Here is a 23,219-nt window from a genome sequence, read left to right on the forward strand (position 1 = left end):
GAGGTGAGTCAGCCGCCGGAGGTGTCCAGTTCCGCGTCCTCGCCGACGCCCGCGCAGTCGTACGGGTCCCTCAGCCAGCCGTCCGGGAGGACGACCCGGTTGTTGCCCGACGTCCGCCCGCGCGGGCCGTCCGCGCCGCCCGGCCACTGCTGGTCGAGGTCCAGTTCGTCCAGCCCGCCCCGCAGTTCCTGGAGCGAGGAGGTCACGGCGAGCCGTTTGCGCATCTCCGAGCCGACCGCGAAGCCCTTCAGATACCAGGCGACATGCTTGCGGAAGTCGATGACACCGCGCGCCTCGTCCCCGATCCACTCCCCGAGCAGCGCTGCGTGCCGCACCATCACCTCGGCGACCTCCCGCAGCGCGGGCCGGGCCACCTCCCCCGCCCGTCCCTCGAAGGCCGCGACCAGATCGGCGAACAGCCACGGCCGCCCGAGGCATCCGCGCCCGACGACCACCCCGTCGCACCCCGTCGTACGGACCATCCGCAGGGCGTCGTCCGCCGACCAGATGTCGCCGTTGCCGAGGACGGGGATCTCCGGGACGTGCTCCTTGAGGCGGGCGATGGCGTCCCAGTCGGCGGTGCCGCCGTAGTGCTGGGCGGCGGTGCGGCCGTGCAGGGCGATGGCGGTGACGCCCTCCTCGACGGCGATCCGGCCCGCGTCGAGGTAGGTGAGGTGGTCGTCGTCGATGCCCTTGCGCATCTTCATGGTGACCGGCAGGTCCCCGGCGCCGGTGACGGCCTCGCGCAGGATCGCGCGGAGCAGGGGGCGCTTGTAGGGGAGGGCGGAGCCGCCGCCCTTGCGGGTGACCTTGGGGACCGGGCAGCCGAAGTTCAGGTCGATGTGATCGGCGAGGCCCTCCTCGGCGATCATGCGGACGGCCTTGCCGACGGTCGCCGGGTCGACCCCGTAGAGCTGGATCGAGCGCGGGGTCTCGCTCGGGTCGAAGTGGATGAGCTGCATGGTCTTCTCATTGCGCTCGACCAGCGCCCGGGTCGTGATCATCTCGCTCACGAACAGGCCCTTGCCCCCACTGGCCCCATCCTTTGCTTCGCCTCCGGCGAAGGCGTCGCCTCCGGCGAACTGCCTGCACAGGGTGCGGAAGGGCGCGTTGGTGATCCCGGCCATGGGGGCCAGGACGACGGGCGGCTGCACGGTGTGCGGACCGATCCGCAGCGGCGACGGCTGCGCGGGGGCGACGGGCGGGACGGGCGTGGGCATTCCTCCATTGTGCCGGGTGCGGGAATGTGCCGGTGCGGGAATGTGCCAGGTGCCGGAACCGGTCGGCGTCTCACCGGACAGATAATCATTAGTTAGGCGCACTATCGATATCGGCGTACAGTGAAGAGATGTCTCAGCTCAGCTCTCGCCGACGGATGCTGGTGCTCGCGATCTGCTGTATGAGCCTGCTGATCGTGAGCATGGACAACACGGTGCTGAACATCGCGCTCCCCTCCATGCAGCGCGATCTGCACGCCACCACCTCGGATCTCCAGTGGACGATCGACGCCTACACCCTCGTCCTCGCCTCGCTGCTGATGCTGGCCGGGTCCACGGCCGACCGGATCGGGCGCAAACGGGTCTTCGTCGTGGGCCTGGTCGTCTTCACCCTCGGCTCGGCCCTGTGCTCGGCGGCTCCCAGTCTGGAGACGCTGGTGATCTTCCGGATGATCCAGGCGGTCGGCGGCTCGATGCTGAACCCGGTCGCCATGTCGATCATCACCAACACCTTCACCGACCCCCGGGAGCGCGCCCGCGCGATCGGCGCCTGGGGCGCGGTGGTGGGTGTCTCGATGGCCGCCGGTCCGCTGATCGGAGGTCTGCTGGTGGAGGCGGTCAACTGGCGGGCGATCTTCTGGATCAACCTCCCCGTCGGTATCGCCGCGCTCCTGCTGACCTGGCGGTTCGTACCGGAGTCCCGGGCGGCGAAGCCCCGCCGGGCGGACCCGGTCGGGCAGCTCCTGATCATCCTGCTGTTCGGTTCGCTGACATACGCGATCATCGAGGCCCCGCACTCGGAGCCGGCGTACGTCCTGCCGTTCGCGGCGGTCGCGGTGATCGCGCTGGTGGCGCTGGTGCGGGTGGAGCCGAGGCGGGCCGAGCCGCTGATCGATCTGCGGTTCTTCCGGTCGGCGCCGTTCAGCGGGGCGACGGTGATCGCCATCTGCTCCTTCGCCGCGCTCGGCGGCTTTCTGTTCCTGTCGACGCTGTATCTCCAGAACGTCCGGGGTCTGGACGCCCTGCACGCCGGGCTGTGGATGCTGCCGATGGCCGTGCCGACGTTTCTGTGCGCTCCCCTGTCGGGGCGGCTGGTCGGCGGGCGGGGGCCGCGGATTCCGCTGCTGATCGCCGGGCCGGCGATGACGGCGGGGGCCCTGATGTTCGCCGCGTTCCACGCCGAGACCTCCGATGTGACCCTCTTCCTCGGGTACGCCCTCTTCGGCGTCGGCTTCGGCTTCGTGAACGCGCCGATCACCAACACCGCGGTGTCGGGGATGCCGCTGTCCCAGGCCGGTGTGGCCTCCGCCGTGGCCTCCACCAGCCGCCAGTTGGGCCAGACCCTGGGCGTCGCGATCGTCGGCGCGGTCCTGGCGGCCGGGCTCGGCGGCCTGTCGTACGCGGAGGGCTTCGTGGCCGCCGCCCGGCCCGGATGGTGGGTGCTGGTGGTGTGCGGACTGGCGGTGCTGGCGGTGGGGCTGCTCACCAGCGGCCGATGGGCGGCGGCCACCGCGGAGCGGACGGCGAAGCTCCTGGAGGGGACGGAGGGGCGGGAGGTGGTGGGGGTGCGGAGGTGAGCGGGGAGTGGGGGTGAGGGTGGGGAGCTGCGTGCGGGGTGCGGAGGTGAGCGGGGGCCGGGGCGGCGGGGCCTGCTTCCGGGGCGAGGGGGGCCCGGGGGAGACTGCGTTCGGGATGCGGAGGTGACAGGGGGCCCGGGGCTGTGTGTGTTCCGTCCGGGGCGGTGCGTCCGGGGTGTACCGGCTCAGCCGGTGTGCGCCGCCAGCGCGTCGATCAGTTCCGGCCACAGCTCGCGCGGCCGGTCGTGCCCCATGTCCGGGACCAGCAGCAGTTCCGCGCCGGGCACCAGTTCCGCGGTACGGCGTCCGCCGCTGGGGTCGATCAGGGTGTCGTCCAGCCCGTGGATCACCAGGGTCGGTACCGTCAGCCGGCGCAGGCCGTCCGCGCGGGAGCCGCTGAGGATCATCGCCCCGAGGTGCCGGCCGACGCCGGCCGGGTAGTACGCCCGGTCATGGCTCCGGCCCGCCAGGTCCCGCAGCGACGCGGCATCGCCGTACCGCTTCGACGCCCACACCAGCTCGCGCTCCGCCGCCGCCACGAACCCCTCGCGGTCCGCCGGTCTCGGGCCGAGCAGCACCTCGCCTCGGGGCTCGCCCCGCCGTACTCGCTCTCGCCGGTGGTGGACATCATCGACGTCAGGGTCAGCAGCCGCTCCGGGCGGATCATCGCCATCGTCTGGGCGATCATCCCGCCCATCGAGGACCCGACGACATGCGCCCGCTCGATGCCGAGCGCCGTGAGCAGCCCGAACGCGTCCTCGGCCATATCGGTCAGCCGGTACGGGACCATCGCCCCGGCCCCGGGCAGGTCCCCGCCCCGGACGGCGGCGACGAACCGCCCCATGTCCACGGGACGGTCGTCGAACCGGGTCGACAGACCGGTGTCCCGGTTGTCGAAGCGGATCACATAGCGCCCCCGGTCCGCCAGCGCCCGGCAGAAGTCCTCGTGCCAGACGATGAGCTGCGACCCGAACCCGGCCACCAGCAGCACCGGCGGGTTCCCCGGGTTCCCGAAGCACTCATGGGCGAGCGACACTCCGGACGACACTTCGGCAATCGGCATGCGCCGATCCTGCCAAGCCGCCCCGCCCCACCGCACACCGGTTTCCCCCATCCGCGTCCCCACCCCCACCCCCACCCACCGAGACGGGCCGTCACCGCCACGGCCGCAGGAGGCGTCATGCCGCAGATCGACACGAGCAAGGTCAGCCGCCGGGACCGGCACGGGCGGGAGCATGTGGTGCGGGTCGCCCGCACCGGGGTGCAGCGCACCCTCACCTGCGACACCTGCGGCTGGCTCCGGCGCGCCCAGTTCCTGCCCTGGCTGAAGGCGCAGGAGCATCTGGCCGAGGCCCATGAGGCCACCGTCGACCCCGCTCAGCCCTCCCCCGACACGGACTGACCCGCCCGCTCAGCCCCCCGGCACGGACTGACCCTTCCCCCCTCAGCTCTCCACCTCCCGACACGGACTGACCCTTCCCCTCAGCTCTCCACCCCCGTCACCAGCAAGGACTTCCCCACCGTCGCCCGTTCCGCGAGGGCCCGGTGGGCGTCGGCCGCCCGCTCCAGCGGATAGGTCGCCCCGATCGCCGGCCGCAGACGGCCCCGCGCGGTCAGATCGAGCGCCCCGGTCAGCATCTCCCGTACGGCCTCCGGTCCCGGCGGCCCGAGCTCCAGGGCGTTGATCGCCGTCACCCCCCGGCTCCGTGCCGTCCCCGGGTCGATGTCGGCGAAGCCGTCCGCCGAGCCGTAGGTGAGGAAACGGCCGCCCTCGGCCACCGCCCCGAACGCCTCGCGGCCCAGCGCTCCCCCGGCCCCGTCGAACGCCACCGCCACCCCGGCGCCGCCCGTGGCCTCCCGCACCCGGCGCGGCCAGTCCGGCTCGCTGTAGTCGACCGTGAGGGTGGCGCCCAGCTCCGCCGCCAGGGCGAGCTTGCGTTCGCCCCGGGCCGCCGCGATCACCCGCGCGCCCGCGTCCCGCGCACCCTGCACCACCAGCGAGCCCGCACCCCCGGCCGCCGCCGCGACCAGCACCCACGCGCCCGTCCCGATGCCCGCCTCGGTGATCAGCATCCGGGCGGTCACCGCGTCGTGCAGCAGCGCCGCCGCCCGCGGGAAGGACATCCCCTCCGGGACCTCGACGGCATCCGCCGCCTCCGCGACCATCCGCTCGGCATAGCCGCCGCTGCCCCGGGCCAGCACCGGCCGCCCGATCCACCCCGGGTCCACCCCCTCCCCCACCGACAGCACCCGCCCGGCGCCACCGCCACCGGGGACGTAGGGCAGTTCCAGCGGGAAGTAGTCCCCGCCCCAGCCGGAGCGCAGCAGGGTGTCCAAGAAGATGACATCGGCGGCGGCGACCCCGACGACCAGTTGCCCGGGTCCGGCCACCGGGTCGGCCACCTCCCGCACGACCAGGACCTCCGGTCCGCCGAACTCCCGCACCTGGACCGCTCGCATCGCGCTCACCACTCCCGTTCACGAATCCACGCCGGGCACCCCGGCGCGCTCACCGTCCGCACGCTAGGACCTCAAGCGAGGTTGAGGTCAACGGTCCCGGCCCCCACCCGGCCCCACCTCACGCGGCCCCCACGCAGCCCCCGTCCCACCCCCACCCGGGCGGCAATTGGTCCAGACCTATTGACGAATGGTCTGGACCGCGCGACTGTCATGTCTACGACACTCACGGCACGGTCACCCCACCAGCAGACCCTGGAGGTCTCGTATGCTCCGTGCGTTCCGTATGTTCGGCACGGCCCGCCGCAGAGCGCGGCTGCTGGCCGCCGCGCTCGCGACCGTCTGTCTCGCCCCCCTCGCCCTCGCCCAGCCCGCCGCCGCCGTCGAGACCTGCGCGGTCAAGTCCCGCCCCACCGGCAAGGTGCTCCAGGGCTACTGGGAGAACTGGGACGGCGCCGCCAACGGCGTCCACCCGCCCTTCGGCTGGACCCCGATCACCGACGCCCGGATCGGCCAGCACGGCTACAACGTCATCAACGCGGCCTTCCCCGTGATCCTCTCCGACGGCACCGCGCTCTGGCAGGACGGCATGGACACCGGGGTGAAGGTGGCCACCCCGTCCGAGATGTGCGCCGCGAAGGCGGCCGGGCAGACGATCCTCATGTCCATCGGCGGCGCCACCGCCGGGATCGACCTCAGCTCGGCCACCGTCGCCGACCGCTTCATCGCGACCATCGTGCCGATCCTGAAGAAGTACAACTTCGACGGCATCGACATCGACATCGAGACCGGCCTCATCGGCAGCGGCAACATCAACACCCTGTCCGCGTCCCAGGCCAATCTGATCCGCATCATCGACGGCATCCTCGCCCAGATGCCGTCCAACTTCGGCCTCACCATGGCCCCGGAGACCGCGTACGTCACCGGCGGCAGCGTCGTCTACGGCTCCATCTGGGGCGCCTACCTCCCGGTCATCAAGAAGTACGCCGACAACGGCCGCCTGTGGTGGCTCAACATGCAGTACTACAACGGCAGCTTCTACGGCTGCTCCGGCGACTCCTACTCCGCCGGGACCGTCCAGGGCTTCATCGCCCAGACCGACTGCCTCAACCGGGGCCTGGTCATCCAGGGCACGACCATCCGCGTCCCGTACGACAAGCAGGTGCCCGGCCTGCCCGCCCAGTCCGGCGCGGGCGGCGGCTACATGTCCCCGTCCCTGGTCTCCCAGGCGTGGCGGAACTACGGCACCAGCCTCAAGGGCCTCATGACCTGGTCCATCAACTGGGACGGCTCCCGCAACTGGACCTTCGGCGACAACGTCAAGGCCCTGCAAGGGCGTTGAGCCCCGCTAGCGCGAGGTGACGGCCAGCTTCGCGCCGAGCACCACGAACGAGCCCGCGAAACTCCGCCGCAGCCATGTCATCACCCTCGGCCGGGAGATGACATGGCTGCGCACGGACGCCGCCAGCACCCCGTACACCGCGAAGACCACGAACGTCGCCAGCATGAAGACCCCGCTCAGCGCCAGCATCCGCAGCAGCGCGCGCGGCTCGCCGGGGGTGACGAACTGGGGCAGGAACGCGAAGAAGAAGATGGTCAGCTTGGGGTTGAGGATATTGATCAGGACGCCCCGCCAGATCATCTGGCCCGACGACAGCGGAGCGCCCCCGCCCTCGACGCCGATCGCCTCCCGGTCCCTGAGGGTGGCCCACGCCATGTAGAGCAGATAGGCGACCCCGGCGTACTTCAGCACCTGGAACGCGGTGGCGCTGGTGTGCAGCAGGGCGGCGACACCGGTGACCGTGGCCAGCATGTGCGGGACGATCCCGACGGTGCAGCCCAGCGCCGCCACGACGGCGGCCCGCCGCCCGTGCGACAGCCCGGCCGCGAGGGTGTAGACGACCCCGGTACCGGGGGTGGCGACCACCACGAGGGTGGTCAGCAGAAACGCGATACTCATGCGCCCCAGCCTCGCCCGCCCGCCGGGCACCCCCACAGGGCCAATGGGCAGCCCCTATCGGGGACCACCTTCGCACCGGAGGAGGCAGAAGGAGGGAGCAGAAGGAGGGAGCAGAAGGACGGAGCAGAACGGGAAACGCCCGCCCTCCCACCCCGGTCGAGCCGGAGGGAAGGGCGGGCGTCGTACCCGGCGCTCCCGGCGTCAGCAGCCCACCAGGCGGCCCGCCAGGTACCCCTCGATCTGGTCGAGCGACACCCGCTCCTGCTTCATCGAGTCCCGCTCGCGCACCGTGACCGCGTTGTCCTCCAGGGTGTCGAAGTCGACGGTCACGCAGTACGGCGTACCGATCTCGTCCTGGCGGCGGTAGCGGCGGCCGATCGCGCCGGCGTCGTCGAACTCGATGTTCCAGTTCTGCCGCAGCGCCTGCGCGAGCCCCTTCGCCTTCGGCGACAGCTCGGGGTTGCGGGACAGCGGCAGCACGGCCACCTTGACCGGCGCGAGCCGGTGGTCGAGCCGCAGCACGGCCCGGCGCTCCAGCTTGCCCTTGGCGTTCGGCGCCTCGTCCTCGACATAGGCGTCCAGCAGGAACGCCAGCATCGCCCGCCCGACACCGGCCGCCGGCTCGATGACATACGGCGTCCAGCGCTCCTGGGCCTCCTGGTCGAAGTAGGACAGGTCCTGGCCGGACGCCTTGGAGTGGGCGCCGAGGTCGTAGTCGGTGCGGTTGGCGACGCCCTCCAGCTCACCCCACTCGCTGCCGCCGAACCGGAAGCGGTACTCGATGTCGGCGGTGCGCTTGGAGTAGTGGGAGAGCTTCTCCTTCGGGTGCTCGTACCACCGCATGTTCTCCTCGCTCAGGCCCAGGCCGGTGTACCAGTTCCAGCGCTGCTCCATCCAGTACTCCTGCCACTTCTCGTCCTCGCCCGGCTTGACGAAGAACTCCATCTCCATCTGCTCGAACTCGCGGGTGCGGAAGATGAAGTTGCCGGGCGTGATCTCGTTGCGGAAGGACTTGCCCATCTGCGCGATGCCGAACGGCGGCTTGCGCCGCGAAGTCGTCTGCACCTGGGCGAAGTTGGTGAAGATGCCCTGGGCGGTCTCGGGGCGCAGGTAGGCGACCGAGCCGGAGTCCTGGGTGGGGCCGAGGTGGGTGGAGAGCAGCCCGGAGAACGACTTGGGCTCGGTGAACTGGCCCTTGGTGCCGCAGTTGGGGCAGTTGATGTCCGCGAGGCCGTTCTCGGGGAGACGGCCCTTCTTCTCCTGGTACGCCTCCTCCAGGTGGTCCGCGCGGAACCGCTTGTGGCAGGAGGTGCACTCGGTGAGCGGGTCGGTGAAGGTGGCGACATGACCGGAGGCGACCCACACCTCGGGGGCCAGGATGACGGACGAGTCGATACCGACGACGTCCTCGCGCGACGTCACCATGTAGCGCCACCACTGGCGCTTGAGGTTCTCCTTCAGCTCGACACCCAGCGGACCGTAGTCCCAGGCGGCACGCTGTCCGCCGTAGATCTCACTGCACGGGAATACGAAGCCACGGCGCTTGCTCAGGCTGACGATGGTGTCGATCTTGTCGGCGGCCACGGTGCTCTCTTCATTACGACGACGGGCGACGAAGCGAGATGCTTCAGAGCGAATGCTTCAGGTTACCGGCGGGGGCTCCCCCTCGGCCAAATCGGTGCGGGCCCCGGTCCGATCCCCCATCCGATCCACGGCCCGATCGCGCCGACCGACCCCCGGTCCCCGGTCCGATCCCCCGGCGGGGCGCCGTGCGGTCACCGGCGGCCGGGAACGGTTTGTTGACAATCGTTTCCAGAATTGTTGAAAATGACTGTCATGAACGTACGACGACGCCCTCTCATACCCATGGCGGCCGTGACCGCCCTGGGTCTGGCCGCCCTCACCGCCTGCTCGACCGACACCGGCTCCGGCTCCGGTGCCGCGGGCAACACCGACAGGTTCGACGTCGTCGCCTCGTTCTATCCGATGCAGTTCCTCGCCGAGCGGATCGGCGGGGACCTGGTGAACGTCACCACCCTCACCGAGCCCGGCCAGGAACCCCATGACCTGGAGCTGAGCGCCCGGCAGACGGCCCGGATGGGCGAGGCCGACGCGGTGCTGTATCTCAAGAGCCTCCAGCCCGCCGTGGACGAGGCGGTCGCCCAGTCCGAGGTGGGCACCAAGATCGACGCCGCCTCGCTGACCACGCTGGAGAGCCACGGCGGCGCGGGCCACAGCCACGAGGGCGACGGGGGTCACGAGGGCGAGGAGGGGTCGGGGGACGCCCTCGACCCGCATGTCTGGCTGGACCCGGTGAAGTACGCCGAGATCGCCGAGGGCGTCGGCGCCGCCTTCGCGAAGGCCGACCCGGACCACGCGGCCGACTACCGCAAGAACACCGAGACCCTGACCGGCGAGCTCGACGCCCTCGACGCCCGCTTCACCGAGGGCCTGAAGAACACCGGCACCAAGGTCTTCTTCACCAACCACTCCGCCTTCACCTATCTCGCCGAGCGCTACGGGCTGACCCAGGAGGCCATCAACGGCCTGGACCCGGAGAGCGAGCCCAGCCCGGCCCGGATCAAGGAACTCCAGGACGAGGCCAGGGCCGACGGAGTCACCACCGTCTTCTACGAGACGCTCGTCTCCGACGAGACCGCGAAGACCCTCGCCGCCGACGCGGGTCTGCGGACCGATGTCCTGGACCCGGTCGAGGGCATCACCGACCGGTCGAAGGGCGACGACTACCTCCAGGTCATGGACGCCAACCTGGCGGCACTGAAACAGGCTCTGGGCAGCAGGTGACAACGGTGGAGGACGCCATGGGCGCAAGCGGTACGACGGAGGCCGTGATCTCCGTGCGCGGGGTGCGCGCCGAGCTGGGCGGTCGGCCCGTCCTGCGCGGGATCGACTTCACGGTGGGCCGCGGCGAGGTCGTCGCGCTGCTCGGCGCGAACGGCTCGGGCAAGTCCACCGCCGTGCGCGCGGTGATCGGGCAGGTGCCGGTGGGCGCCGGGCGGATCGAGCTGTTCGGCACCGACCGCGCCCGGTTCCGCGACTGGGCGCGCCTCGGCTACGTCCCGCAGCGCACCACGGCCTCGGGCGGGGTGCCCGCCACGGTGACCGAGGTGGTCTCCGCGGGCCGTCTGTCCCGTACCCGCTTCGGCGTCTTCCGCAAGGCCGACCGGTCGGCGGTGCACCGGGCCCTGGAACTGGTCGGGATGGCCGACCGGGCGAAGGACCCGGTCGACGCGCTCTCCGGCGGCCAGCACCAGCGGGTGCTGATCGCCCGCGCCCTGGCCTCCGCGCCGGAACTGCTGATCATGGACGAGCCGATGGCGGGCGTCGACCTGGCCAGCCAGGAGGTGCTGGCCACCGCCCTGCGCGAGCAGGTCGCGGCCGGGGCGACGGTGCTGCTGGTGCTGCACGAGCTGGGACCGCTGGAGCCGCTGATCGACCGCGCGGTGGTGCTCCGCGACGGCTGCGTCCTGCACGACGGGCCGCCGCCCGAGGCCCTCGGCCAGCATGCCCTGCCCGGCCACGACCACGTCCACCCGCACGCGCCCCAGGGGGCCGGCCCCCTCCGGACAGGACTGCTGAGCTGATGGAGATCCTCGACTACGCCTTCATGCAGCGGGCGCTGCTCGCCGCCGTCCTGGTCGGCATCACCGCCCCCGCCGTCGGCATCTATCTCGTCCAGCGCCGCCAGGCCCTGATGGGCGACGGCATCGGCCATGTCGCCATGACCGGCGTCGGCCTCGGCTTTCTGCTGTCCTGGTCGCCGATCTGGATGGCCACCCTGGTCTCGGTGCTCGGCGCGGTCCTGATGGAGCTGATCCGCTGGTACGGCCGCACCCGCGGTGACATCGCCCTCGCCATGCTCTTCTACGGCGGCATGGCCGGCGGCGTGATGTTCATCAACCTCGCGCCCGGCGGCTCCAACGCCAACCTCACCTCGTACCTCTTCGGCTCGCTGTCGACGGTGTCGGCGTCCGATGTGACCGCGATCTGCCTGCTCGCGGCGTTCGTGATGCTGGTCACGCTGGGGCTGCGGCGGCAGTTGTTCGCGGTGAGCCAGGACGAGGAGTTCGCGCGGGTGACCGGGCTGCCGGTACGGGCGCTGAATCTGCTCACCGCGATCACCGCGGCGGTCACGGTGACCGTGGCGATGCGGGTGGTCGGGCTGCTGCTGGTGTCGGCGCTGATGGTGGTGCCGGTGGCGGCGGCGCAGCAGCTCAGCCGGAGTTTCGCGGTGACCTTCGCGGTCGCCGTCGCGATCGGGGTGGCGGTGAGCCTCGGCGGTACGGTGACCTCGTACTACCAGGATGTGCCGCCCGGCGCGACGATCGTGCTGCTGACCATCGGCGCGTTCCTGGCGCTGACCGCGGTGTCGCTGCCGCTGGCCCGGCGCCGGGCACGGCTCGCCGCCGCGGCGCACCCCACCGGAGACCCCGCGGAATGCGTGGTTCCCGCCGCTCGTGGAGCGGGTAGGGAGATCGGCGTCTGACCGCGGACGAGCCGGGCTGGCACAATGGCGCCCGGCACAACGCAGACGCAAGGAGGCAACCAGTGACCACCGCTGGACCGCCCGTGAAGGGCCGCGCCACCCGGCAGCGTGCCGCCGTGGCCGCCGCGCTGGACGAGGTCGACGAGTTCCGCAGCGCCCAGGAACTGCACGACATGCTCAAGCACAAGGGCGACGCGGTCGGGCTGACCACGGTGTACCGGACCCTCCAGTCCCTCGCCGACGCCGGTGAGGTCGATGTGCTGCGCACGTCCGACGGGGAGTCGGTGTACCGCCGGTGCTCCACCGGGGAGCACCACCATCATCTGGTGTGCCGGGCGTGCGGCAAGGCGGTGGAGGTCGCGGGGCCCGCGGTGGAGTCGTGGGCGGAGGCGATCGCCGTGGAGCACGGGTTTGTGAATGTGGCGCACACGGTGGAGATTTTTGGTACCTGTGCGGAGTGCTCCGCGGGTTCTTCGGGGGTCTGAGCGCCGTTTCGGGCTTTCCCCGCGTGGGGGCTGGTCGCGCAGTTCCCCGCGCCCCTGGCGGGGGGGGCCTGCGGCCCCCCCGTACCCCCCCGCTATTGCTGCTTGCCCTCCATGGCCAAAAGGTCCTCGTTCGGGATCGCGCCTCCGAAGCGGCGGTCCCGGGAGGCGTATTCGAGGCAGGCGCGCCAGAGGTCGCGGCGGTCGAAGTCGGGCCACAGGACATCCTGGAAGACCATCTCCGCGTAGGCGGACTGCCACAGCAGGTAGTTGGAGGTGCGCTGTTCGCCGCTGGGGCGCAGGAACAGGTCCACATCCGGCATATCCGGGTAGTACAGGTACTTCGCGAAGGTCTTCTCGGTGACCTTGCCGGGGTCGAGGCGGCCGGTGCGGATGTCCTCGGCGAGGGCCTTGGCGGCGTCGGCGATCTCGGCCCGGCCGCCGTAGTTCATGCAGAAATAGAGGGTCAGACGGTCGTTGTCCTTGGTCTGCTCCTGGGCGATCTGGAGTTCGTTGGCGACCGACTTCCACAGCTTGGGCATCCGGCCCACCCAGCGGACCCGCACCCCGAGCGAGTCGAGCTGGTCGCGGGTCCTGCGGATGAACATGCGGTTGAAGTTCATCAGGAAGCGCACCTCGTCGGGCGAGCGCTTCCAGTTCTCGGTGGAGAAGGCGTACAGGGAGATACTGCCGACGCCCATCTCGATCGCGCCCTGGAGGACATCGAGCACCCGCTCCGCGCCGACCTTGTGGCCCTCGGTGCGGGGCAGTCCGCGTTCCTTGGCCCAGCGGCCGTTGCCGTCCATGACGATCGCCACATGGCGCGGGATCAGCTCACCGGGCAGCTTCGGCGGGCGGGCGCCGGAGGGGTGCGGTTCCGGCGTGCTGTACTCGCGGCGCTGGCGTCCCAGAATCCCGCGTACCACCATGTGCTTCTCGTCTTCCTGTGCGGTGTGCCGGCTGGGCCGGCTGGGCTGACGGTGCCGGCCGACTGACCGACGTGCTGACGCGCTCGTCCACTGACGCGCTGACGCGCTCGTTTTCGACGCGCTCACTTCTCGACGTATCTGAGGGAGCGCAGGCCGCGCTCCAGGTGCCAGTGGAGATAGGCGGAGACCAGTCCGCTGCCCTCCCGGACGTACCGGGGCTCGCAGGTGTCCGCCGTGGCCCAGTCGCCGGTGAGCAGCGCCCCGAGCAGGGTGAGGCTCTGCGGTGAGGGTACGACGCTGCCGGGCACCCGGCAGTCCGCGCAGACCGAGCCGCCGGAGCCGACCGAGAAGAAGCGGTTGGGGCCGGGCAGCCCGCACTTCGCGCAGTCGCCGAAGCTGGGCGCGTAGCCGTTGACGGCGAGGGAGCGCAGCAGGAAGGCGTCCAGGACGAGGTGCGGGGCGTGCTCGCCGCGGGCGAGGGTGCGCAGGGCGCCCACCAGCAGCAGATACTGCTGGACGGCCGGTTCGCCCTCGTGGTCGGTGAACCGCTCGGCGGTCTCCAGCATGGCGGTGCCGGCGGTGTAGCGGGCGTAGTCGGTGACGATGCCGCCGCCGTACGCGGCGATGGTCTCGCTCTGGGTGCACAGCGGCAGACCGCGGCCGATCAGTTCACCGCCCCGGGCGAAGAACTGCACATCGACATGGGAGAACGGTTCCAGCCGGGCGCCGAACTTGGACTTGGTGCGGCGCACGCCGCGGGCCACCGCCCTGACCCGGCCGTGGCCCCGGGTGAGCAGGGTGATGATGCGGTCGGCCTCGCCGAGCTTCTGCGTCCGCAGCACGATGCCGTCGTCCCGGAACAGGCTCATCGCCGCGCACCTCCGTGGGTGCGGGTCCCGGAGACCTCGGTCGGTCCCCCGGGAGGGCGCGGCGCCGGCCGGTGCGGCTCACCCGCCGGGTGCGGGGGGCGCGGGGTGTCGGCGCGGGACTGGGTCATGGCCCCATTCTTGCCCACACGGCCGGTGCGCGTGGCCGCCGCAGGCCCTTCGAGGGTCGCAGTCCCTTGGGACGCAGTCCCTCCGGTCGCCGTCCCGTCGGGCGCAGTCGCTTCGGGCGCAGTCCCTTCAAGGGACCTCGCCCCGGCTGCGCGCGTTCTGGTAGGCGGTGGCCGCGCGCAGCCGCTCGGCGCCGCTGGCCGCCCGGACGGTGCCGGGCGGGCAGTCCCACTCCCGGCCGCCGCCGAAGGGCCGCAACTGGACGTACGGCCCTTCGTGGCCCATGACGACGCCGACCTGCCCGGTACGGGTGTCGACGACGTACGAGCCGATCGGCGGCTTCGGTGTACTCACAGCCCAGCCGCCTCGATGCGCCCGGGTGCCGGAGAAATCCCGGCCTTTTCGCCTGCGGCCCGCATTTTTTTCAACGTTCCCTCCACCTCTTCGGCGCATCGCGCCGCGCCCTGTGCTGCCCCGTGACTCCCCGGCTTTTCCGTATCTCATGCTTTTGGCTCCATGGCGGTACGGCGGGCCGTAGACTCACCGGCCTCTTTTGTTCCGCCGGGATACAAGTGCCTGCCCATTCAAGGGTGTTGGGCATGACCAGGGGCCGATTCGGTACCTGGTGTGGGGTGCGTGACCGACCTTGAGGAGACCGTACCGCGCCCTCGGGAAAATCTCGGCCAAAATTGTCGCGGCCGTTAACAAGGCTTCGACTCAATCCGTAAATCGGCGGCGTTTTCGAGCAGTTGCGGCGGAATTCGAGGCGGGCGGGCGGGAGGGTTAGCGGTGGCGGCCGGGGAGGCGTCGGGCGGCGGCTCGGCCGATCCGGCCCCGACGGCGGACCGGGCGCCGTCGGCCGGCGGATCACGGGGGCGCCCGAAGGCACAGGGGGCGTGAACCGTCGGCTCTGCGGCGGGACGTGTCGGCCATTCGTGTGTGATCCCTTGACCACGCAGTGTGCCTTTCCTATGGTCACGATGATCAGGACATAGAACGTCGTATCTCCCGATTTACCCCGCCGACCCCAAGAGCCCCACCACCCCCTCCCCCGCCTCGTTCCTCACCCCACGCTTCCTCTCCCCCCACCGCTGGAGGACCCGTGCGCGCTGTGTCCCGTGGCGTCCCGGTGCCGTCGCGCCGGACGTTTCTGAAGCACACCGGGGCGCTGGGCGCCGTCGCGGCGGTGTCGCTGACCGGGTGCGGGCCCGAGTCGACGATCTACACCGGCGGCGGCTCGGGCCGGGACCGCTCGCTGACCGCGGTGATCGGCTACGGCAACGACGGCAACTGGGATCCGACGCAGACCGCGTCGGCGTTCGCCATGGCCGCCAACAACCACATCTACGAGGGACTGGTCGACACCGACCCGATCTCCCGGGCGCCCTACCCGGCGCTGGCCACCGCGCTGCCGCCGGACCCGTCCGCCACCACCTGGGCGTTCACCCTGCGGGAGGGGGCGCGGTTCCACGACGGGACGCCGGTCACGGCGGACGACGTGGTGTTCGTCTTCGACCGGATCCTCGACCCGGACACCCCGACCCTCGCCAAGGGGTTCTTCGCGCCCTGGCTGAGGGCGGTGACCCGGATCGACGCGCGGCGGGTGCGGCTGGAGCTGAAGTTCCCGTTCCCGGACGGGGTGTCCCGGCTGACGCTGGCCAAGATCATGCCCCGGCATGTGTTCTCCCGGCCGGGTGCCTGGGACGACGCGATCAAGGGGCTGGCGATCGGCTCGGGGCCGTACCGGCAGTCGGCGCACCACCCGAAGTCCAACACCGTCTTCGCGGCGTTCGACGGCTACAACGGGCCGCGCCCGCCCGCCTTCCGGACCATGAACTGGCTGACCATCGTGGACGCCGCCCCCCGGGTCGCGATGATCTCCGGCGCCGGGGCGGGTGTACAGATCGCGGACAACATCCCGTACGCCAACATCGGCCAGTTGGAGGGGGGCGGGATGGAGGTGGGGAGCGGGGCCGGGATGAACAATCTGTTCCTGATGTTCAACACCGCGCACCGGCCGTTCGGCGATGTCCGGGTGCGGCAGGCGCTGCGCTACGCGGTGGACACCGACACCATCGTCCAGGTGGCGCTCAAGGGGCACGGGCGGGCGGCGACCTCGTTCCTGGACGAGGGGAATCCGTCGTACCGGCGGGCGCGGACGGTCTACGGGTACGACCCGGACCGGGCGCGGCGGCTGCTGAAGGAGGCGGGGGCCGACGGGCTGGGCGTGGAGCTGATGGCGTCCAATGTGAGCTGGATCATGGACTGTCTGCCGACCATCAAGGCGTCCTGGGACGCGATCGGGGTGAAGACCACGCTGGCGCCGCAGGAGACCACGGCGGTCTTCACCAAGCTGGACCAGAAGCGGGACTACCAGGTGGTGGCCGCGGCCTCGAACCCCAATCAGTTCGGCATCGACGCCGATCTGATCATGCATTACAACTACGGCCCCGAGAACCTGTGGATGGGCTACACCCGGTGGGCGGACGACCCGGTGGCGCGGCGGTTGTTCCGGGACATGGACCGGGCGACCCGGGAGCCGGACCCGGAGCGCAAGAAGGCCCTGGTCCAGGGGTACATCGACCTGGTCGCCGAGCAGGCGGTGCTGTACCCGGTGGTGCACAACGCGCTGATGACCGCCTGGGACCCGCGCCGGCTCGGCGGGGTCAGGGCCCAGCCGTACCCGGGGATCAATGTGCTTCAGGCCACCTGGGTCTGACGGAACGGAGGGGAGTCGCGCGTGGTCGCCGTCGTCCGGATTCTCGTCCGCCGGATCCTGCTGCTGGTGCCGCTGATGCTGGGCATCGTGCTGTTCGTCTTCGTCGTCATGCGGTTCTCGGACGTCGATCCGGCGTCCGCGTTCTTCCAGGGCGCCAACCCGACGCCCGAGCAACTGCGCGACTTCCGCGCGGAACACGGCCTGCTGGACCCGCTGCCGGTGCGGTATCTGCACTTCGTGGGCGATCTCCTCCACGGCGACCTCGGCACCAGCGCCCTGACCCGGGGCGAGGTCCTCGACCAGGTGCTGACCGCGCTGCCGCTGACCGTGCAGCTCACGTTCCTGGGGCTGGGCATCGCGGTGGTGCTGGCGCTGATCGGCGGGGTGACCGCGGCGGTCTACCGGGACCGGACGCCGGACCAGATCATCCGGGTCGTCTCGCTGATCGGGGTCGCGGCGCCCGGTTTCTGGCTGGCGCTGCTGATGATCCAGTACTTCGCGGTCGGCCTCGGCTGGTTCCCGGCCGGCGGCTACATCAACCCGGCCGACTCGGTCACCGGCTGGCTGCGCACCATGACACTGCCCGCCCTCGCCCTGTCCCTGCCGGTCGCCGCCCAGCTCACCCGGATCGTCCGCACCTCGATGGTCGAGGAACTCGACAAGGACTACGTCCGCACCGCCATCGGCAGCGGACTGCCGCCCCGGGTGGTGGTCGGCCGGAACGTGCTGCGCAACGCCCTGATGAACCCGCTGACCGTACTGGGGCTGCGGGTCGGCTATCTGCTGGGCGGCGCGGTCGTCATCGAGACGATCTTCTCGCTGCCCGGCATGGGCAAGCTGATGATCGACGCCGTGAAGAACGGTGACCCGGCGGTCGTCCAGGGAGTCGTGATCACCACGGCGATCGGGTTCGTCGTCGTCAACCTGGTCATCGACATCCTGTACCTGCTGGTCAACCCGCGACTGAGGGACTCGACCGCATGATCATGACCCGCAAGGCCCTGACCGAGGCCCTCGCCCGTCCCGGGGTCCGGCTGCGCACCTGGCGCCGGCTGCCCCCGCTGTCGAAGGCCGCCGTGTGCTTTCTGGCGGTGGTGGTGCTGGTGGCGGTGTTCGCCCCGCTGATCGCGCCCTACGACCCGCTGGCGCAGTTCCCGCCGGTCGACGGGACCGGGCACCCGTCGGCCGCGCACTGGATGGGCCAGGACAGCGTCGGCCGGGACATCCTCAGCCGCCTGGTCTTCGGCGCCCGCTGGTCCCTCGCGATCGGTCTCGGGGCGACCGGGCTGGCGCTGGTGGCGGGCGCGGTCATCGGCGCGGTCGCGGCGACCTCCCGGCGGGCGGTGGACGAGACGCTGATGCGCTGTCTGGACGTGGTGATGGCGTTCCCCGGGATCGCGCTGGCGGCGGTCCTGGTCGCCGTGTTCGGCGGCGGGATCACCGTCCTGATCTGCGCCATCGCGTTCCTGTTCACCCCGCCGGTGGCGCGGGTGGTGCGGGCGAACGTGCTCGACCAGTACGGCGAGGACTATGTGACCGCCGAGCGGGTCATCGGCGCCCGCACCCCGCACATCGTGTGGCGGCACGTGGCGATCAACTGCGCCGCGCCGGTGCTGGTGTTCTGCACGGTGCAGGTCGCCGAGGCGATCGTGTTCGAGGCGTCGCTGTCCTTCATCGGGGCCGGGGTGCGTCCGCCGGACCCGTCCTGGGGCAGTGTCATCGCCGACGGCAAGAACATGGTGCTGACCGGCGGCTGGTGGGCGACGGTCTTCCCCGGGCTGCTGATGCTGGTGACGGTGCTGTCGCTGAACGTGCTGTCCGAGGGCGTCTCGGACGCCTGGGCGGCCCCGGCGCCCCGCGAGACACCGGTCCGCCCCGGCGCCGACGGGCACACCGACCATCTGGAGGCGGCCGGGCCCGGCACCGGGGAGGTGCTGGCGCTGCCCGGTCTCACCGACGCCGCCCGGCGGTTGCGGTCCCGGGCCCGGCCGCTGCCCGGCGGGGTACCGGTGCTGGCGGTGGAGGACCTGGCGATCGGGTTCCCGGGCCGCCACGGGGGCGTCGACATCGTGGACGGCATCAGCTTCGAGGTGCGGCCCGGCGAGGTGCTCGGGCTGGTCGGCGAGTCGGGCTGCGGCAAGTCGCTGACCGCGCTGACCGTGATGGGCCTGGCGCCCAGGGCCGCCCGGGTACGCGGCCGGATCCGCTTCCGGGAGCGCGAACTGCTCACCGAACCGGCCCGGGTACGGCGTCGGCTGCTCGGCCACGAGATGGCGATGGTCTACCAGGACGCCCTGTCCTCCCTCAACCCGGCGATGACCATCCGCGCCCAGCTCAAACAGGTCGTCCGGCGCGGCGGCCGGCGCAGCCCCGCCGAACTCCTCACCCTGGTCGGCCTCGACCCCGAACGCACCCTGCGCAGCTATCCGCACGAACTCTCCGGCGGCCAGCGCCAGCGCGTCCTGATCGCCCTGGCCCTGTCCCGCGATCCCCGGCTGATCGTCGCCGACGAGCCGACCACCGCGCTGGACGTCACCGTGCAGGCCCAGGTGATGGAACTGCTGCTGCGGCTCCGCGCGGAACTGGGCTTCGCCCTGATCCTGGTCTCCCACGACCTCGCCCTGATCGCCGACATCACCGACCGGGTGGTGGTGATGTACGGCGGCCAGATCGTGGAGAGCGGGGTGACCGCGGACCTGGTGGAGGCACCGGCCCACCCCTACACGCGCGGGCTGCTCGGCAGTGTGCTGTCCCTGGAGGGCGGGGCGGACCGGATGACGCAGATCAGGGGTGTCGTCCCGGCCCCGGCGGACTTCCCGGCGGGCTGCCGCTTCGCCGACCGCTGCCCGCGCGCCACCGAGGTCTGCCGGGCGACGGCCCCCGCCCTGACCGGCACGGCGACCCACCTGGCGGCCTGCCACCACCCGGCGGTGGACCTGGTGTCGACGGAGAGCGAGCCGGTCGCATGAGGAGCCGGACGGGCCGGGTTCGGAGCGGTACGGCGATGAGCCGGCCCAGCGGAGGTGAGCGGACACGATGAACGCCCTCGGCGAACCGGGCGGCCCACCGCCCCCGAACGGGGAGGCATCACGATGAACGCCCTCGTCAAACCCGACGGCCTCGGCGAGACCGACGGCCCCCCGCCCCCGCCCCTCGTCACCGTCACCGACGCCCATGTCGTCCACCGGGCCCGCAGCGGCGGCGTCTTCACCCGCGACCGGGTGTACGCCCTGACCGGCGCCGATCTCACCATCGCGCCCGGCGAGACGGTCGGGGTGGTCGGCGAATCGGGCTGCGGCAAGTCGACGCTGGCGAAGGTGCTGGTGGGTGTGGAGCGCCCGGTGTCGGGCACGGTGGCGTTCCGGGGCCGGGACCTGTGGGCGATGCCGCCGGGCGAGCGGCGGACCGTCATCGGCGGCTCCACCGGCATGATCTTCCAGGACCCCTCCACGGCCCTGAACCGGCGGCTGCCGGTCCGCCGGATCCTGCGCGACCCCCTCGATGTGCACGGCCGCGGCGACCGCGCCGGGCGCGAGGAGCGGGTGCGGGAGCTGATGGCCCTGGTGGGGCTGCCGCCCGCCCTCGCCGACGCCCTCCCCGGCCAGCTCTCCGGCGGTCAGCGCCAGCGCGTGGCCATCGCCCGCGCCCTGGCCCTGGACCCCGAGCTGGTGGTCGCCGACGAGCCGACCAGCGCCCTCGACGTGTCGGTCCGCGCCCAGATCCTCAATCTCCTGCTGGACCTCAGGGAACGCCTCGGCCTCGCCCTGGTGTTCGTCTCGCACGACATCCAGACGGTGCGGCGGATGAGCGACCGGGTGATCACCATGTATCTGGGCCGGATCGTCGAGGAGACCCCGGCGGCCCGGGTCACCGAGCACGCCCGCCACCCCTACACCCGCGCCCTGTTCTCGGCGACGCCCGGACTGCTGCACCCGGTCGACCCGATCCCGCTGGTGGGCCCGGTGCCGTCGGCGACCCGCCCGCCGAGCGGCTGCCCGTTCCGCACCCGCTGCTGGAAGGCCGACCAGGTCTGCATGGACGAATTGCCTGATTTTACGGCCGCGTCGGAGCCCGGCCACCGCTTCCGCTGTCACCATCCTGTGGAGGAGGACGAGTCGACCCGCGATCTCGCCCGCCGGAGCCACCCACGGGAGAACTGATGCCCCTGCCCGCCCCCCTCACCGGTGTCGTCCCGCCCGTCTGCACGCCCCTGACGCCCGAGGGCGAGGTGGACGTCCGCTCGCTGGAGCGGCTGGTGGACCATCTGGTGGCGGGCGGGGTGCACGGCCTGTTCGTGCTCGGCTCGACCTCCGAGGCGGCCTATCTGACGGACGCCCAGCGCCGCCGGGTGGTGGAGACCGTCACCGGGCATCTGGGCGGCTCCCTGCCGGTCCTGGCGGGCGCGATCGACATGACGACCCCCCGGGTCCTGGACCACATCGCCGCGGCAGCGGCGGCGGGCGCGGACGCCGTCGTCGCCACCGCCCCGTTCTACACCCGCACCCACCCCGCCGAGATCGACCGCCACTACCGCCTGCTCGCCGAGCGCTCCGCCCTGCCCGTCGTCGCCTACGACCTGCCCCGCTCGGTGCACTCCAAGCTCTCCCCGGCCCTGGTCCTGGCGCTGGCCGCCGACGGTGTCCTGGCGGGCCTGAAGGACTCCAGCGGCGACCTCGGCGGCTTCCGCGAGGTGGTCCTCGGGGCCCGCGCGATCCCCGGCTTCAGCGTGCTGACCGGCTCGGAGGTGGTCGTCGACGCGGCCCTCGCGCTCGGCGCCGACGGGGCCGTCCCCGGCCTCGCCAACGTCGACCCGCACGGCTATGTCCGCCTCTACCGGCTGGCCCGCGCGAACGACCCCGACCGGGCCCGGGCCGAACAGGAGCGGCTGTGCGCCCTGTTCGGCCTGGTCGGCGTCGGCGACCCGGCCCGGATGGGCGGCAGCTCCTCCGCCCTCGGCGCCTTCAAGGCCGCCCTGCATCTGCGCGGCGTCATCGACTGCCCGGCGACCGCGGCCCCCCAGATCCCGCTCTCCCCGGACGAGATCGAGCAGGTCGGCAAGCACCTGGCCACCGCCGGGCTCCTCTAGCCCAGATCTCCAGGCGAAAGCCTTCGGAACTCGATCGTCTCGTACGCCCCCGACACCCCGGTCTCGTACAGGATCCCCACCGTCTCCCGCCCGAGCGGCACCAGGTCCGAGTAGGCGGCCCGCTGCCCGGACAGGGTGAGCGCCCTGCGGAAGCCCAGCCCGTCGTCGGCGCTGCTCCACAGGGCCATGGACTGGCGGGCGGTGGGCACGGACGGCCCGGAGAACAGCAGCGGCCCCCCGTCCGGCATCTGGAGCACGCTCCCCTGCACGATCGGCACGTCGTCCAGGCTGTGCTGCACGGCGTAGGGCCGGGCGAGGCTCTCGCCGCCGTCGGGGGAGTAGGTGTCCAGGCGGTTGCCGGTGCCGGTGCCGTGCTGGTCGCGGGCGGAGAAGTAGACCCGCCCGTCGGGCAGCTCGGCGGCGCTGGACTCATTGGCGTTGTCCACCCCGTCGTACGTGTCGTCCACGAACCCGATCCGCCAGCTCACGCCCCCGTCGTCGCTGTAGAGGGCGTGGGCGCCGTACCAGCGGGGCTCCTGCCCGGTGTCGGCGGATCCGGCGGGCGGCGCGGCGGAGTGGTTGGCGGCGACCACGAGCCGCCCCCGGTAGGGCCCCCGGGTGAGGGCGACGGCGTGCCCCGGCCCCGTCGCGTACCAGCGCCAGCCCGGCGCCTTCACCTGCCCGGTGATCTCGCGGGGCGCCGAGAAGGACCCCCCGCCATCGTCGCTGCGCTGCACGAACACCCGCCGCCCCTGCGCCTGGGTCACCTCCCCCCGCATGATCTGCGCCTCGCTGACCCGCCCGCTGTTGTACGAGGTGAGCAGCACGACGTCCCCGGTCGCCGGGTCGACCACGGGCGCCGGGTTCCCCCGGGTGTCCCCCTCCCCCGTGGCCACCACGTCCACCGGCCCCCAGGTGCACCCCCCGTCCCCGGACCGCCGCACCACGACATCGATGTCCCCACTGTCCCCGGCCCCGTCCCGCCGCCCCTCGGCGAACGCCAGCACGCCCCCGTCCGGGGTCCGGACGACGGCGGGGATGCGGTAGGTGTCGTATCCGTCGTGGGCGGCGGTGTAGGGGACGGAGGAGGCACATCCGGTGACGGCGGCGGCGGTCGGCACGGTGGCGGCGACGGGGGCGAGAAGGACGACGGCCATGAACAGGCCCCGGTGGAGTGGTCTCATGCCCTCATGCTCACTGACACCTCGTCAACACGGTCGGCGGCAACGCCGACAGGGGCGCGGGGCTGTGTCAATTCGCGGCTCCGCCGCGCGGGCGCGACCGGCCACG

At 71.9% G+C, this 23,219-nt stretch carries 20 protein-coding genes and 1 pseudogene; 12 read left to right on the plus strand and 9 right to left on the minus strand.

The window, feature by feature from the left end; translation table 11 throughout:
• Positions 1-8 precede the first annotated feature (8 nt).
• Positions 9-1,220, minus strand: a complete 1,212-nt coding sequence (gene dusB / locus AB0O01_RS04770; RefSeq protein ID WP_365310991.1) for a tRNA dihydrouridine synthase DusB — start codon at positions 1,218-1,220, stop codon at positions 9-11.
• Between the two features lie 128 nt (positions 1,221-1,348).
• On the opposite strand from dusB, the gene AB0O01_RS04775 reads away from it, so the two are divergent.
• The gene (locus AB0O01_RS04775; RefSeq protein ID WP_365310992.1) at positions 1,349-2,794 is read left to right on the plus strand and encodes an MFS transporter; all 1,446 of its coding nucleotides are present in this window, start codon (positions 1,349-1,351) and stop codon (positions 2,792-2,794) included.
• Positions 2,795-2,979: 185 nt separating this feature from the next.
• Here the strand turns inward: AB0O01_RS04775 and AB0O01_RS04780 are convergent.
• A pseudogene (locus tag AB0O01_RS04780) lies at positions 2,980-3,857 on the minus strand (alpha/beta hydrolase).
• 117 nt (positions 3,858-3,974) lie between these two features.
• Here AB0O01_RS04780 and AB0O01_RS04785 point away from each other — a divergent pair.
• On the plus strand, positions 3,975-4,196 hold the full coding sequence (locus tag AB0O01_RS04785) for a hypothetical protein (RefSeq protein ID WP_365310994.1): 222 nt from the start codon (positions 3,975-3,977) through the stop codon (positions 4,194-4,196).
• 80 nt (positions 4,197-4,276) lie between these two features.
• Here AB0O01_RS04785 and AB0O01_RS04790 read toward each other — a convergent pair whose 3' ends face one another.
• Positions 4,277-5,254, minus strand: a complete 978-nt coding sequence (locus tag AB0O01_RS04790) for a zinc-binding dehydrogenase (RefSeq protein WP_365311246.1) — start codon at positions 5,252-5,254, stop codon at positions 4,277-4,279.
• A gap of 265 nt (positions 5,255-5,519) precedes the next feature.
• Between AB0O01_RS04790 and AB0O01_RS04795 the strand changes: the two genes are divergently transcribed.
• Positions 5,520-6,593: a chitinase gene (locus AB0O01_RS04795; protein WP_365310995.1), complete on the plus strand. Its 1,074-nt coding sequence runs from the start codon at positions 5,520-5,522 to the stop codon at positions 6,591-6,593.
• Between the two features lie 6 nt (positions 6,594-6,599).
• On the opposite strand, the gene AB0O01_RS04800 is transcribed toward AB0O01_RS04795, so the two are convergent.
• Together AB0O01_RS04800 and AB0O01_RS04805 are read right to left on the minus strand one after the other, a co-directional pair.
• A complete protein-coding gene (locus tag AB0O01_RS04800; RefSeq protein ID WP_365310997.1) occupies positions 6,600-7,211 on the minus strand; it encodes a LysE family translocator in 612 nt (203 codons plus the stop codon).
• A 201-nt stretch (positions 7,212-7,412) separates the two neighbouring features.
• Positions 7,413-8,795, minus strand: coding sequence for a glycine--tRNA ligase (locus AB0O01_RS04805; protein ID WP_365310998.1), 1,383 nt, complete (start codon positions 8,793-8,795; stop codon positions 7,413-7,415).
• Positions 8,796-9,047: 252 nt separating this feature from the next.
• Here AB0O01_RS04805 and AB0O01_RS04810 point away from each other — a divergent pair, with 252 nt between their 5' ends.
• The 4 genes from AB0O01_RS04810 to AB0O01_RS04825 all read left to right on the plus strand — a co-directional run bounded on the left by AB0O01_RS04810 (position 9,048) and on the right by AB0O01_RS04825 (position 12,203).
• Entirely contained in the window at positions 9,048-10,016 is a 969-nt protein-coding gene (locus AB0O01_RS04810) for a zinc ABC transporter substrate-binding protein (protein WP_365310999.1), read from the plus strand.
• A 17-nt stretch (positions 10,017-10,033) separates the two neighbouring features.
• A complete protein-coding gene (locus tag AB0O01_RS04815) occupies positions 10,034-10,816 on the plus strand; it encodes a metal ABC transporter ATP-binding protein (protein WP_365311000.1) in 783 nt (260 codons plus the stop codon).
• The gene (locus tag AB0O01_RS04820) at positions 10,816-11,718 is read left to right on the plus strand and encodes a metal ABC transporter permease (RefSeq protein ID WP_365311001.1); all 903 of its coding nucleotides are present in this window, start codon (positions 10,816-10,818) and stop codon (positions 11,716-11,718) included. The genes AB0O01_RS04815 and AB0O01_RS04820 overlap by 1 nt, the downstream gene beginning before the upstream one ends.
• A gap of 62 nt (positions 11,719-11,780) precedes the next feature.
• On the plus strand, positions 11,781-12,203 hold the full coding sequence (locus AB0O01_RS04825; RefSeq protein ID WP_365311002.1) for a transcriptional repressor: 423 nt from the start codon (positions 11,781-11,783) through the stop codon (positions 12,201-12,203).
• A 92-nt stretch (positions 12,204-12,295) separates the two neighbouring features.
• On the opposite strand, the gene AB0O01_RS04830 is transcribed toward AB0O01_RS04825, so the two are convergent.
• The 3 genes from AB0O01_RS04830 to AB0O01_RS04840 form a co-directional block, all read right to left on the minus strand.
• Complete coding sequence (locus tag AB0O01_RS04830; RefSeq protein WP_365311003.1) at positions 12,296-13,129, minus strand: isoprenyl transferase; 834 nt, start codon at positions 13,127-13,129, stop codon at positions 12,296-12,298.
• Between the two features lie 122 nt (positions 13,130-13,251).
• Positions 13,252-13,998 (minus strand): DNA repair protein RecO, encoded by a 747-nt coding sequence (recO, locus tag AB0O01_RS04835; protein ID WP_365311005.1) that lies wholly within the window; start codon positions 13,996-13,998, stop codon positions 13,252-13,254.
• Positions 13,999-14,253: 255 nt separating this feature from the next.
• Positions 14,254-14,478 (minus strand): hypothetical protein, encoded by a 225-nt coding sequence (locus AB0O01_RS04840; RefSeq protein ID WP_365311006.1) that lies wholly within the window; start codon positions 14,476-14,478, stop codon positions 14,254-14,256.
• A gap of 748 nt (positions 14,479-15,226) precedes the next feature.
• Here AB0O01_RS04840 and AB0O01_RS04845 point away from each other — a divergent pair.
• From AB0O01_RS04845 to AB0O01_RS04865, 5 genes are all read left to right on the plus strand, one after another.
• Positions 15,227-16,843, plus strand: coding sequence for an ABC transporter substrate-binding protein (locus AB0O01_RS04845; RefSeq protein ID WP_365311007.1), 1,617 nt, complete (start codon positions 15,227-15,229; stop codon positions 16,841-16,843).
• Between the two features lie 21 nt (positions 16,844-16,864).
• Positions 16,865-17,827: an ABC transporter permease gene (locus AB0O01_RS04850; protein WP_365311008.1), complete on the plus strand. Its 963-nt coding sequence runs from the start codon at positions 16,865-16,867 to the stop codon at positions 17,825-17,827.
• Positions 17,824-19,812, plus strand: coding sequence for a dipeptide/oligopeptide/nickel ABC transporter permease/ATP-binding protein (locus AB0O01_RS04855; protein ID WP_365311010.1), 1,989 nt, complete (start codon positions 17,824-17,826; stop codon positions 19,810-19,812). Before AB0O01_RS04850 ends, AB0O01_RS04855 begins: the two co-directional genes overlap by 4 nt.
• A 123-nt stretch (positions 19,813-19,935) precedes the next feature.
• Positions 19,936-21,003, plus strand: a complete 1,068-nt coding sequence (locus tag AB0O01_RS04860; RefSeq protein ID WP_365311011.1) for an ABC transporter ATP-binding protein — start codon at positions 19,936-19,938, stop codon at positions 21,001-21,003.
• Positions 21,003-21,929 (plus strand): dihydrodipicolinate synthase family protein, encoded by a 927-nt coding sequence (locus tag AB0O01_RS04865; RefSeq protein ID WP_365311012.1) that lies wholly within the window; start codon positions 21,003-21,005, stop codon positions 21,927-21,929. Before AB0O01_RS04860 ends, AB0O01_RS04865 begins: the two co-directional genes overlap by 1 nt.
• Here the strand turns inward: AB0O01_RS04865 and AB0O01_RS04870 are convergent.
• Positions 21,926-23,113, minus strand: coding sequence for a sialidase family protein (locus AB0O01_RS04870; protein ID WP_365311013.1), 1,188 nt, complete (start codon positions 23,111-23,113; stop codon positions 21,926-21,928). The two genes, AB0O01_RS04865 and AB0O01_RS04870, sit on opposite strands and share 4 nt — an antisense overlap.
• Positions 23,114-23,219: the final 106 nt, after the last annotated feature.

Source organism: Streptomyces sp. NPDC093252 (assembly GCF_040683675.1).
Classification (GTDB): Bacteria; Actinomycetota; Actinomycetes; order Streptomycetales; family Streptomycetaceae; genus Streptomyces.